Origin of the sequence: Nostoc sp. T09, assembly GCF_002154695.1 — a bacterium.
Taxonomy (GTDB): domain Bacteria; phylum Cyanobacteriota; class Cyanobacteriia; order Cyanobacteriales; family Nostocaceae; genus Aulosira.
Genome location: NZ_MTAV01000087.1, coordinates 1 through 11,197, shown reverse-complemented (window position 1 = coordinate 11,197; position 11,197 = coordinate 1). Strand labels below are relative to the sequence as shown.

The 11,197-nt window shown below is 43.0% G+C and carries 11 protein-coding genes; 5 read left to right on the top strand and 6 right to left on the bottom strand.

Features of this window, described 5'->3' with window-relative positions; translation table 11 throughout:
• Positions 1-138: 138 nt before the first annotated feature.
• From BV372_RS18410 to BV372_RS36445, 3 genes are all read right to left on the bottom strand, one after another.
• A complete protein-coding gene (locus tag BV372_RS18410) occupies positions 139-486 on the bottom strand; it encodes a cupin domain-containing protein (protein ID WP_086687944.1) in 348 nt (115 codons plus the stop codon).
• Positions 483-3,377, bottom strand: coding sequence for a glycerol-3-phosphate acyltransferase (locus BV372_RS18405; RefSeq protein ID WP_086687943.1), 2,895 nt, complete (start codon positions 3,375-3,377; stop codon positions 483-485). The genes BV372_RS18410 and BV372_RS18405 overlap by 4 nt, the downstream gene beginning before the upstream one ends.
• A gap of 192 nt (positions 3,378-3,569) precedes the next feature.
• A complete protein-coding gene (locus BV372_RS36445; RefSeq protein WP_062289360.1) occupies positions 3,570-3,710 on the bottom strand; it encodes a hypothetical protein in 141 nt (46 codons plus the stop codon).
• A gap of 413 nt (positions 3,711-4,123) precedes the next feature.
• On the opposite strand from BV372_RS36445, the gene BV372_RS18400 reads away from it, so the two are divergent.
• From BV372_RS18400 to BV372_RS18395, 3 genes are all read left to right on the top strand, one after another.
• On the top strand, positions 4,124-5,086 hold the full coding sequence (locus BV372_RS18400; RefSeq protein ID WP_086687942.1) for an SGNH/GDSL hydrolase family protein: 963 nt from the start codon (positions 4,124-4,126) through the stop codon (positions 5,084-5,086).
• Complete coding sequence (locus BV372_RS36440) at positions 5,070-5,213, top strand: hypothetical protein (RefSeq protein WP_179198141.1); 144 nt, start codon at positions 5,070-5,072, stop codon at positions 5,211-5,213. The genes BV372_RS18400 and BV372_RS36440 overlap by 17 nt, the downstream gene beginning before the upstream one ends.
• A 361-nt stretch (positions 5,214-5,574) precedes the next feature.
• Positions 5,575-6,132, top strand: a complete 558-nt coding sequence (locus BV372_RS18395) for a pentapeptide repeat-containing protein (RefSeq protein ID WP_086687941.1) — start codon at positions 5,575-5,577, stop codon at positions 6,130-6,132.
• Positions 6,133-6,405: 273 nt separating this feature from the next.
• On the opposite strand, the gene BV372_RS18390 is transcribed toward BV372_RS18395, so the two are convergent.
• The 3 genes from BV372_RS18390 to cobJ all read right to left on the bottom strand — a co-directional run bounded on the left by BV372_RS18390 (position 6,406) and on the right by cobJ (position 9,036).
• A complete protein-coding gene (locus tag BV372_RS18390; RefSeq protein WP_086687940.1) occupies positions 6,406-6,756 on the bottom strand; it encodes a hypothetical protein in 351 nt (116 codons plus the stop codon).
• 88 nt (positions 6,757-6,844) lie between these two features.
• Positions 6,845-7,114 carry a DUF2934 domain-containing protein gene (locus tag BV372_RS18385; protein ID WP_218776743.1) on the bottom strand — a complete coding sequence of 90 codons (270 nt, stop codon included), beginning with the start codon at positions 7,112-7,114 and terminating at the stop codon, positions 6,845-6,847.
• A gap of 185 nt (positions 7,115-7,299) precedes the next feature.
• Complete coding sequence (gene cobJ / locus BV372_RS18380; RefSeq protein ID WP_086687938.1) at positions 7,300-9,036, bottom strand: precorrin-3B C(17)-methyltransferase; 1,737 nt, start codon at positions 9,034-9,036, stop codon at positions 7,300-7,302.
• A 188-nt stretch (positions 9,037-9,224) separates the two neighbouring features.
• On the opposite strand from cobJ, the gene BV372_RS18375 reads away from it, so the two are divergent.
• Together BV372_RS18375 and BV372_RS18370 are read left to right on the top strand one after the other, a co-directional pair.
• The gene (locus BV372_RS18375; protein ID WP_086687937.1) at positions 9,225-10,208 is read left to right on the top strand and encodes a folate-binding protein YgfZ; all 984 of its coding nucleotides are present in this window, start codon (positions 9,225-9,227) and stop codon (positions 10,206-10,208) included.
• 181 nt (positions 10,209-10,389) lie between these two features.
• Positions 10,390-11,124, top strand: coding sequence for a carbonic anhydrase (locus tag BV372_RS18370; RefSeq protein WP_086687936.1), 735 nt, complete (start codon positions 10,390-10,392; stop codon positions 11,122-11,124).
• Positions 11,125-11,197 lie beyond the last annotated feature (73 nt).

Here is an 11,197-nt window from a genome sequence, read left to right as displayed (position 1 = left end):
TCGAACTGGCGTTCCCTATAGGGGTTCTCGCAGAGTACCCGGAGGGTGACGGCTGTCATTCGGGTCAAGGACTAACCTAATCCTCTGCTAATTCGCCAACAAAACGAAGCGGGAGATTTAAAAGCCCAGAACCTTACATCAGGCTTGCTTTTCCACTCGCAAACCAAAGTAGGTCAGCACAAGTTCAGTTGTACCACTATTCACAACTTCGTGGATTTCTCCCGGTTCTACGGCAACGCAGTTACCTGGAAGTAAAGGATATTCTTTACCATCAATATGAATTACCCCCAAACCTGCTTCCACAAAAAACACTTCCGCCATATCCTGATGGGCGTGTGCTGGTGCGCTTTGTCCGGGAGCAAAACGTGCTTGAGAAAAGTTAGTCAGGTGAGGGAGATCCCCAAACCGCAACATTACCTTTTTCTTGATTTCGGGGTTGTGAGAAACAGATTCTTCTGGTAGATCATTCAGGGAAGTGCTAATCATTCTGGTCTTAAATCATTCGACAGTTCCACAATACCCCTAGAGCCATCTATCCGTACTCTCTGCCCATCTTGCAGCAGCCAGGTAGCACCACGTACATCCATGATTGCGGGAATACCGTATTCACGGGCAACGATCGCACCATGAGAAAGTCTGCCTCCTGCCTCAGCAATTAATCCTCCAGCCCTGACTAGTAATGGTGCCCAGGCGGAATCTGTGTAAGGTACTACCAAGATTGTCTCTTTATTAATCTCTGGTATATTTTGTAAATTTCTCAACACCTTAACTCTGCCTTCAGCTTGTCCATGACTGGCGGGAATACCTTGTATAACTTGGTCAGAGTAGAGGACAGAGGGGGCTAGGGGGTGAGGAGGCGTATGACCGTAGACTAAAAGCGGAACTTGATTGATTTCACTGTCTTGGTCAAATTGCGATCGCCGCTTTTGCACCAAGTTCTGCAACTGATTACTAAATTCGGAATCAGCCGCCGCAACTAGATTGCCAATTTCATCCAACTCTAGAAAAAAGATATCCCCAGTTTCTTTAAGCAAGCCGGACTTTAACCAAATCTGTTCTAAAGCGACAAAACTCCAACGTAATTCAGCTAAAAGTCGAGAATAAACCTCGGTGACTCGACCTTTAAGATCCACACGTCGTTGGACATTACCGCGTTTTCGTTTGCCAGAAAAGACCTGATTTATCGGGTCTACACCGCCTGTTTGCGGCTCATTTCCCTGCATTAACTGTACAAATAACTGTTTGACATACTGGGGGTCTTCCTTCCAGGTGGTAACGGCAATATCAGTTCCAACTTCACTTAAATAGCCGTAATCCTGAAGCAGTTCGTTAAAATCGTACAGAATATTTTGGCCTTCGGGAGTTTCCTCCAACTGCTCAAATACCTTTTCTGGTTCAAATTCGGGTAATACTTGCTTGGCATTTTGCGCTAAAGCACTTAGCGATCGCAACACCGCTACTTCTGGCGCAACGCTGTTATCAATTTGCCCATCCTTCACCCGAAAAATTCCCTGTCTGATGGCAGCACTCAGGGGAGCAAAAATACTGTAGTAAGTCCCAAGGCGCTGTATATCTAAAATTAATTCTATTCTCTTCCACAACTGGGATGGTTCTAAATCGTTGATCGATTCATGAGCCAACTGTGACAACACAGGAATAAACTTCTCGCGGTAATCTCGCTTAAAGTCTGTTTCTAAATCCAATTCCCGCCGCACCAACCGCAGCAATCCTGGTACACTCCGCAAGGTGGAGAGCAAAGGTGGCTTACTTAAGCTATCGCCTCTAGTTAAAAATTCTAAACTTTCTGGCGGTAAACCCATACGCAGAAAAATCTGCCCTAAGAGCGATGCATTAAAATATGCTCTTGAATAATGCAAGGTGGCAGTTTCGGCAAAATCTAACCCTAAAACGCGATCGCCTAAACCTATAGTAAAAATTTCTCCCCAAACTCCACAAGTTAAGGGACGATTCACCGACCAAGTTAAGGGGTGAATCACTCCAGGAATGACTTCGGCAGCGATTTTACGTGTCCAGATGGGTAATAAGGTAGTAATAGGTCTAGCTTGTAATACCCAAAGCGTTTGACCGTCGTAACTCCACTCAATATCTTGAGGAATGCCGTGGTAACGTTTTTCTAGACGGCGAGTTAATAATGCTACTTGTTTGATTAATGCTTGTGGTACTCGTCCTGTACCCTCTAATTGCACAGATGAGAAATTCTCTGTCTCAACAACAAAAGCCCGATATTGTTCTGGGGTGATTCTGCCGGAAACAACTTGACTGGCGCTGCCTGGTAAAGCTTCAATCACAATAGCATCGCCTTGTTGAGTAATCGGATCGCGACTGAAAGCTACGCCCGAATATACACTTTGGACTTGCTGTTGAATCAGCACTGCCATTGCTTGGTCTGGTAAACCGCGATCACGTCGATATTGTACGGCAGCTGGCTGATCGTAAGAAGCTCTAACTTGAGCGATCGCTTCTTTTAGCTTCTGTTCGCTGGTAACGTTCAATACCGTTTCGTACTGTCCAGCAGCGGAAGCTTGTTCTGAGTCTTCCCCAATTGCCGAGGAACGCACTACTAAAGGTGATAATTCTGAGGGTTGGAAAAAGTCGCTCACTACTTCGGCATCGTCGTTTGGAGCAAGTACCCACCCTTTAGGCACTGGGTAACCCCATCGCTTGAGTTGAGATAGTGCAGCTGCTTTATGCCCCACTTTTGCCTCATCCAAGTCTTCGCTTAGAGAGATCAGCTTTAGTTCGCCACCCAATAATTCCAGCATGGCTTTCGATTCCGCTTTCGCGCCTTGGGCTGGGAGGTTGAGATCATCAGGGATTTTTGTATAAATCCAACCTAATAAGCCAGCTAGGCTAACAGCCGCAACAATTCTGGGAAAATCTTCAATGTGTAACACTGCCACAAACAGAGGAAACAGCAGCAAAACTCCAAACTTTACTAGTTTTTTTGATTGCAAAACTGTAAAGCTGAGAGCTGCTAAAAAACCTATAAAACCTGCCACGAGTGGATCGTGTACCAAAAATCCCCAGACGACATTTGTTGTGCCTGCTCCCTTGCCAATCGAGTATCTACCTACTACCAAGGCAATCAGGGCAATCAATTCCCAAGTTGAACCTTCTTTAAAGAAAGCACGGGCAATGAGAACTGCTGCAATACCCTTAAAAGCTTCTGATAAGACTGCGAGAATCCCTACCAGTTTGCCACCGTGGTAAAAAGCGGCTGACACACTGATATTTCCCGTACCGAGTTTTGTCAATTGCCTTCCTGTAAGGGCGTAGGTAATCCAGCTAATCAGCGGTAACGCACCCAAGAGTGGGCAGACAATTAAAATAGTTAAGGCACCCCAAAGTTCAAACATCTTGGATTTTGGATTTTAGATTTATCTTGCACTTTGCATCTTGCATCTCAAATCTCAAATCTAAAATCTTTCGGAAATTTTATTGATGCTTTCAAGGGCACTTTTTAAGAGTTGGGCAATGGACACTTGGGTCAGGCAGAAGCCATTTTACCCAGTGCCTTGCCAACTTACCAAATACTAAGCAGCTAATCCTTAGTTTAGCGCATAGGCAGCTTGTAATGCCCAAATAATCAGACCAGCTATTGACCCCAAAAGCAGCACGGTAGAGATAGTGACAACTTTTGGAGAATCCGCACCCTCGAATTTCATGATTCCGCGATTTAAGTCGGACATAGCTTTGTAAACCTCCTTTGTTACAGTGCTAATTTGTCCGTTTTGATTGTAGTCCTTCTGTCCAAAGATAGTATTAAATCGTCATTATTATTTTGTTTAAGCTTTGCAACAATGACAGCAACATGTCTATCTACATCTCTGGGCACAAAGTATTATTTTATACCTAAATATATAAAACTAACTTGCTAATCAAGGTTGTATAGTGAGAGCTTGGGCACAAGTATCTCTAAAATTATTGCTAATAAAAGTAATTTAAAATACTAAAATATAATTTTTTCTTGCATAAATGTATTTAAACTCAACAGCCGGAAAACTCTCAAAAATCAGTCTACGGACTGAAAATAAAATAGTATAATTTAATACTTTATTTTTTGGCGATTAATTTTCTGAAATTAATTGGAGAGTAGTTGCAGGTGAAATTAGCGCTGTTCATAGTTTTGGCAGTAGTTATCGGATTATTGGTATCAATTGAGATCGGGCTGCGATCGCTATTTGGCTTTGGCAATCCCCTGATTTACGTTGGTGACGAGCAAATAGGTTATTTGTTAGCGCCTAACCAGCACACCCACCGTTTTGGAAATCGCATTGAGATTAATCAGTATTCTATGCGTAGCAGCCCGATCCCACAGACACCTGCACCTTCCACACTGCGAGTGCTAATTCTGGGAGACTCGATCGCTAATGGTGGCTGGTGGACAGACCAAGATAATACAATTTCTAATCTGATGATGCGCTCCTTAGCTTCAGCCACTAATGGTAAATATCAAGAAGCCGAAGTATTAAATGCGTCAGCAAACTCTTGGGGCCCCAGGAATGAATTAGCCTATCTCCAACGATTTGGGAATTTCCAAGCCAAGGCAGTGGTGTTATTAATTAATACTGATGATTTGTTTGCTACGGCTCCAACATCCTTACCAGTGGGACGCGATCGCAACTATCCAGATCGTAAACCTTCCCTGGCTTTAGTAGAAGTTTGGCAACGTTATCTAATTAAACAAAAGCCAATTCCCGAAATCCAAGCCGTACAAAATGAACCAGGCGATCGCGTTGGGATCAATTTAGATGCTATCAGCAGAATTCAGGCGCTAACTCGTGTAAGCAACAGCGAATTTCTGTTAGTAATGACTCCCTTATTGCGAGAGATTGGTGAACCAGGCCCCCGCGATTACGAAATTAAAGCACGTCAACGTTTGAGTGACTTTACTAAAGCGCAGCAGATTACTTATATAGATGTGTTGCCAATATTCAACTCAAACCCAAACGTTAAAGCGTTGTATCAAGACCACATTCACCTTAACTTACAAGGTAATCAGTTAGTCAGCCAACTCATAGAGCGATCGCTTGGGGAGATATTAGGGTATGAGATTAAACCTTAAGGCTGGAGTAGTAAACCTAGAACTGCTACCAATACTCAAAATATCTGAGATTGATTTAAGTAGAGAAAGCATCTGTTTGGGGAAAACTGGAGCGGTAATTTATCAAGTGCGATCGCATTATCAATAATTAGCTATTAAATGACAATGCTTTACATTACTTTAACCCATCAATGAAATTTCCGAGTTAAATAATTCCATCTCATACTGCCCCCTTTTCCTCAACTATCGGATATTTCAAAATGTTAGAAAAAATAATTGTTAGTTAAATGACAGAGAGGTAGTAACAACTTGTGCATAATTAATCAAAATTCCTATATTTAGATTAAGTAAGTATTCATAATTTCTGAAACCATAGCACAATAAGAATAAAAGTTTTTACTAAACTAATACTTTGGTTGCTGAGACAACCAAATGTTTTTGGTGTGGTTTGGGTGGAGTGTAACTCACAACTAGACTTGACTTACCTGTAGACATTGCGAGGTGACAATATGGACTCGAACAAGCTCCTGAGTCGATATGCAGCAGGAGAAAAAAATTTTAATGGAGCCAATTTGCATCAGGCTAACCTTGCTAATCTTGATTTGAGTGGGATAAATTTTGCGGATGCTGACTTGAGTGGAGCCGACTTAAGTGAAGCTAACTTAAGTGAATCTAACTTAACTAGAGCAAACCTGACTGATGCCGATCTAACTAGTACCAATCTCAACAGTGCTAACTTGAGTGAGGTAAACCTGATTGGCGCAGAAATGATCAAAGCTAATTTAGAGAAAACAAACCTCAGCCGTGCTGATTTGCGGGGTGCAAATTTAGCAATGGCAAACCTATTTGGTGCAAACCTCAGCGAAGCAGAACTGAGTGGAGCCGATTTAAGAGGTGCTAATCTTCGAGAAACAAATTTGATTAGTTGCAATCTCGATGAAGCAGAAATCACTGATGCAGATTTCACTGGCGCAAGCATCACCGAACAAGAGATAGGCGAAAGCATTGTGCAAGTGGGCATATCGCATAAATGGGTGACTTGGGGTAGTAGTTGTTCAGTGATTTAAAACTGAAAATTGTTAGGCATTTTAGTTATTAAATGTATGTTAGTTAATGCAAAGCTAACCTCTCGGTTAACTAATGGTATTCCCCTAAACTGCTTTTACAACAGTTTCTAATTGCGTAAAACCAAGGCATTTATCAAGGCAAAAAATTGTTATAGTTTTAGCTTGTTTAAAACGCTACGATTTTACTTCAAGCTGTGCTAATAACAAAAAAAACTTCCAAGCGTTAATCTTGGAAGTTTTTTGCGGCGAAGCAGAAACAAATACTTTAAAAGGTTAATAAACTAACGGCGTTGCGCCCTGCATCTTCCTTAAAGAATTTATACAAGCAGGACAATCACAACCAAATAATGCGATCGCCATATCACTTTCTTGGTCATTAAATTCTAACATCGGCACACCATCCTGAGAGGGTTGCGCTTCTGGTTGATATTTAGGAAGTTGCTCCAATACAGAAGCTCTGGCACATACTAAACCGACTTTATGTTTATTGCGGATACAAGATAGACGATCTGTATTTGTGGGTGTTGGCTCTATAGCTTGGGCTTGATTGATTACGGCTCCTGTAGACAAGATAGAGCTAATAAGTACAGGAGTCGAAAGTAAGTGAAATATAAACTTGTTCATTGGTTTCCAGGTGAAGAATTTCGACTGCTCAAATGAGCCGATTTCATCTTACAGTACAAACTAATATCCATCAGGAAGGTAATTTTTATTACTCTGTCAACTCCTTCTCAGCCTGAAGCCAATGTTCCACAGACTTGCCATCCGGATAGCCTGTTTGTTGCCAGATTTCATAAGCTTTGAAACGGATTTTATCTTCATCTGGGCGATTACTGATAAAATACTCACAGGAATTAGTCGTAAAATTATAGGGATCGGTTCCAAAAAAATCCTGACGACCCAAAATTTCAGCGGTAAAACGGTAACAATCTTGTTTGATCGGACAATTTTGTCCGGGGCACATAGTAATATCGTAAGGCATATAGCAATCCTATATGAGTTATGAAATTAGTTTTGTAGGGAGGCAATAGGCAAGAGATTTTTTCAAGAATAATTTAGGATTGCAATATAGGTTAATTTATTTTTTGCGAATCTCTAGTGAACAGGAAATAGAGAAATATGTTCCCTGTTTCCCTACCCCTATTCCCTTTTTTGATGATTGCGATTTTAACCGTATCGACGTGGAGTGTAAACGGAGATACTACCATCGCCGCGCTGAATCGTCCGCGTCTTGCTGGAACCAACAAGAATAATTGTTCGCATATCTGCTACTGCTGGTGCTAACTCCTCAAGAGTAATCACCTTAACAGCCTGTCCCGGCCTGCCGAGATTTCGTGCTAACACTACTGGGGTATCAGGCGTTCTATAGCGCAGCAAAATATTTCTAGCTTCTGTTAGTTGCCAAGTACGCTCTTTAGAAACAGGATTGTAGAAAGCGATCGCAAAATCAGCTTCAGCCACCGCAGCAATTCGTTGTTCAATAATTGACCAAGGCTTCAAAATATCTGAGAGAGAAATAGCACAGAAGTCATGCCCCAAGGGTGCGCCAATGGCAGCGGCGGCGGCTTGCATCGCTGAAATGCCTGGTGCTACATGAATGTCGATACTATCCCATTCTGGTTTGGCATGGCGATCGAGTACTTCAAAAATCGCTGTCGCCATCGCATAAATACCAGGGTCGCCAGAGGATACCACAGCCACATATCGCCCTTCGGCTGCCAAGTCCAGCGCCATTTCCGCCCGTGCTATTTCTTCTCGATTGTCGGAATCATGCCGTTGCTTACCTTCAGCCAGGGAACCAACTAAATTTAAGTAAGTTGTGTAACCTACCAAATCAGTAGCAGACTTGAGGATTTCTTTGACTTCAGGAGACATCCACTCTAGACTACCCGGCCCCGTGCCAATCACTGCTAATCGCCCGCGTGGTTGACCGATGGTGCTGGGGTCGATTGGTTGGGGCGAAATAGCGATCGCAACTTCTGCTTCTGCTGTCGAAATTAGTTGTCCAGATGTACCTGTAGCCGCCATAGCTACGGCTTGGGCAAGGGTATAACCTTGCGATCGCAGGTTTTCTAGTTGATTTGGGGTGAAAAAACGTGTAGGCACTTCCAACGCGCTAGCAACAGCGTGGATTGCAGGATTTGCAGCGGTAGAGATGGGTGCAAATACCCCAGCTACCGATGCAGGCGCAAGTTCCGCTTCTGCTAATAGTTGTCGTACTGAAGCTACTACTTCATCATTAGTTCCAGAGATGTCACTGATAGCGATCGCGATCGTTGCTGGATGGTAGACAAGACAATTGGTTGTAGGAGTAACCACGCGATCGCTAATTTTAATCGTCAAATTTCCATTAGAGTCAATCGGCAATTGACTGTTACTCAACCAAGGTGCTGTTCCCTCTAGTTTCACCTGCGCCCCAGCTAACAAATCTGAAATAAATGTCTTGGCATCATCTGGGTTAGCTAAATGATAGCCAGGAGGAGGAGACAAAAGCGCTGTGCGAAAGCGGATGTCGCCAGTAGTTGTAATTGCAGCTTTGACATCCAGTACCTCAGCAATGCGGCGTGCCAAATCATTCACCCCACTTAATCCACCTAACAGCGGAACAACCGCGCTACCATCCTCAGCTACAGCTAGTACTGGCGGTTCTTGCCGTTTATCTGAAATCATTGGCGCTAGGGTTCTGATTAAAATACCTGCGGCACAAATCCCAATCAGTGGTCTTCCTTGGGCAAACAACTCCCGCAGTGTGTCACCGAAATTGCTAAAGTTGACATCAACCTCCCAAGTGCGACCTGCCAAACCGTATAACGTCGCCCCTGGCAGAACACTAATGATTTTGCGTGCTACTGCCACACTATTTTGACCAAGTACCACTACAGCAGGTGCAACTTTCGGCATCATAAAACTTCTAAAACTTTATATAGCTATAGTTGATATCTTTCAAATGAAACCACAAATTTAGACGAGTAGCATTGAACTTCCTCTGGGGGAGTAATGAGTCCAACGACTATTGACTGTTGAACCAGCAAACCTGAATTTGCTAAGATTTCCAATGCGACAACATTGAAACTAAGCAACTCTTCATTACCATGCCAACATCTGCAATTGACGCTAAAGACGCAGCAGCTATCCAAGCGGTAAAAGAAGGGGTTGCTGTATGCGATCGCTCTCACTGGGGACGCATCCGTGTTTCTGATGATGAACGTCTCCGCTTTTTACACAACCAAAGTACTAATGACTTCCAAAGTCTCAAGCCTGGACAAGGGTGCGACACTGTGATGGTGACATCCACCGCCCGCACGATTGACTTGGTGACTGCCTACGTTTTAGAGGATGCAGTTTTATTATTGGTTTCGCCTAACCGCCGTGAATTTCTCATGCAGTGGTTAGATCGCTATATCTTTTTTGCTGATAAGGTGCTATTGACCGATGTAACTGATGAAACCGCAACCTTAAGTCTCATCGGTTCGGGAAGTGATGCCATTATTGAAAAATTAGGCGCTGGGGCAATTATTGGTCAACCCTATGGTAATCATGTTTTAGTCAACGGTGGAGTAATTGTTGCTGTAGGTAGCGGCTTGGCTTCCCCTGGATATACCCTAATTTTGCCTGTCTCAGAAAAAGAGAGGATTTGGAGCGAAATTTTAGAATCTGGGGCAGTAGAATTGAGCGATCGCGCCTGGAATTTGTTGCGAATATTACAAGGACGCCCGACCCCAGATGCGGAACTAACAGATGATTACAATCCTCTAGAAGTCGGTTTATGGCAAACAATTTCCTTTAATAAAGGTTGTTATATTGGACAAGAAACTATTGCCCGGTTAAATACATATAAAGGTGTAAAACAACACCTTTGGGGAATTCGTCTGAGTGGACCTGCGGAAGTTGGAGCAGCGATCGCAGTAGGAGATGAAAAAGTTGGCAAACTCACCAGTTACACTGAAACAGTCGACGGCTACTTTGGGCTAGGTTACATTCGCACCAAAGCGGGCGGTGTTGGCTTGAAAGTGCAAGTAGGAGAAACCGAAGGTGAAATAGTAGCAGTTCCGTTTGTTTCTCACGAATATCCCTAAGCACGAGAAAACTAACAAGCTAATAGCAATTTGCAGTTGTATAGATCACTATAAAGCTGCTTAATTGTTGTGCCTTGACAATAATTGAGTCTTCAAAGCGGGTAATTCATGCAAACGAAAAGCGCTATAGCTTGATGCATGGAGAGCATACCGATAGATAGAGATAAAAGACAATATATTGATGAAATATCACACCATTGATGAACTTCTAACCAATAATCAGTCTTGGGTTGCAGAAAAACTAGCCTTAGACGTGAACTATTTTGACAGATTAGCCGAAGGGCAAAAACCACCTTTTCTTTACATAGGTTGTTCTGACAGTCGTTTACCTCTGAATAGCTTTACCCGCACAGAACCCGGAGAGTTATTTGTACATCGCAATATTGCTAATCAAGTTTCGCTAACAGATATGAACTTCTTAGCGGTTTTAGATTATGCGATTTCCCATCTTCAGGTTAAACACATTATTGTTTGTGGACACTACGGATGTGGTGGAATTAAAGCAGCGCTAGAAGGAAGCACCACCGGAATCATTGATAACTGGGTAAATCCCATTCGGGAACTTTATTTACACAACCAAGAAGAGATTAATGCCATACCAACCAGAGAAGCACGTCTAAATCGCTTGGCAGAAATCAACGTTCTGGCGCAGGTTAAGAATCTCTACCAAACTTCCATCGTGCGCAAAGCCCTCCATGAGAAAAAAGCCCCGACAATTCATGGTTGGGTGCTAGACATCAAAACTGGGTTAATCAAAGACTTGAATGTCTCAACCGTGCAATGGCAATTACCTTCCTGTCCTTTGTTTGCCAAGCCGTCTGTACTTACTCTGCGTGAGATTCATCCTACAGAAGGGGTTGCGGGTTGTTGTTGTGAAGAGACACATCAGCCAGGATTAACAATCGCACAGTTATAGCTTGCAATTCATCTAATACCAATTCAAAAAATGTTTGCGACAGATAAGGCATTAAGGATGAAGTCGTAACCAG